Source organism: Polaromonas sp. P1_G2, from assembly GCF_056405515.1.
Genome location: NZ_JBFUBY010000596.1, coordinates 1 through 776, shown reverse-complemented (window position 1 = coordinate 776; position 776 = coordinate 1). Strand labels below are relative to the sequence as shown.

The following is a 776-nucleotide window of genomic DNA, read 5'->3' as shown; positions in this document are numbered from 1 at the left end:
ACCCAGGCTCGGCACCAGTCGAAACCCTGGTGCAGCGAATTGATATTGTCTTCGGCGAGCGCGCGCCATTCGGCCTCGACCGACTCCATGCGCCGATGCACGGCAACCGAGATCGGGCCGGCGAGCGTCTGAAGCTCCGATGTGCCGACAGCGAGGCCGGGCATAGGGGTGTCGTCGTAGAAATCCACGTCCTTCAATTTCATTTGCCCTGCAGGCACGGCAAAATGCTCCCCTCACGAATTTTTGATCGCGAGAGTTCTAACGCCAAATCCACCGACAAAGAATTAAATGGACCGCCAATGCCTCGGTTTTTGGAAGCAATTGGTTAATGGCAGCTTATTTACCGTCGCTCTTCGGCGCGGGCTTGTGCATCCACTTGATGATCCACATGGCCGGCAGCACCCAGAGCAGGCCGGTGGCAAAGAAATACAGCAGATGAACGGTCCAGTGCGCCCGCCCGAGCGTGGCGGAGGCGACGACGGTGGCCAGAAGCGCGTAGACGAGCACCAGGATGATGATCATCACCGTGCCGATCAGTTTGCGGAGCTTGTCGGGCATAATGTCTCACTGCGTGCGTTTAGGCCTTGCCATGACGGGGTCGCTGTTGCAGAGCTTCGGCAAAAGGATGAGGGCCATGACCGACAGCGCAATAAACCTCGAACCCCGGCTTTTCAAGGAAATTGAACGGATCGATCGCAATCGGTTCGCCATCCGCATCTGGCTGGTCGCCGTGCTGCTGTCGGTCGCTGCTGCGGTCGTGGTCGGCGGCGCCACAC

The 776-nt window shown here is 59.0% G+C and carries 2 protein-coding genes; both read right to left on the bottom strand.

The genetic code is table 11. From position 1 onward, the window contains the following. A partial coding sequence (locus AC1D0P_RS26410) for a hypothetical protein (RefSeq protein ID WP_477679434.1) occupies positions 1-203 on the bottom strand: 203 nt, incomplete at its 3' end. A 133-nt stretch (positions 204-336) separates the two neighbouring features. Continuing rightward, positions 337-558 (bottom strand): DUF2842 domain-containing protein, encoded by a 222-nt coding sequence (locus AC1D0P_RS26405; protein WP_477679433.1) that lies wholly within the window; start codon positions 556-558, stop codon positions 337-339. Between the last annotated feature and the right edge of the window lie 218 nt (positions 559-776).

Bases quoted from the DNA above. Each gene is read 5' to 3' on its own strand.
- AC1D0P_RS26405 (WP_477679433.1), bottom strand. From the start codon at position 558: ATGCCCGACAAGCTCCGCAAACTGATCGGCACGGTGATGATCATCATC.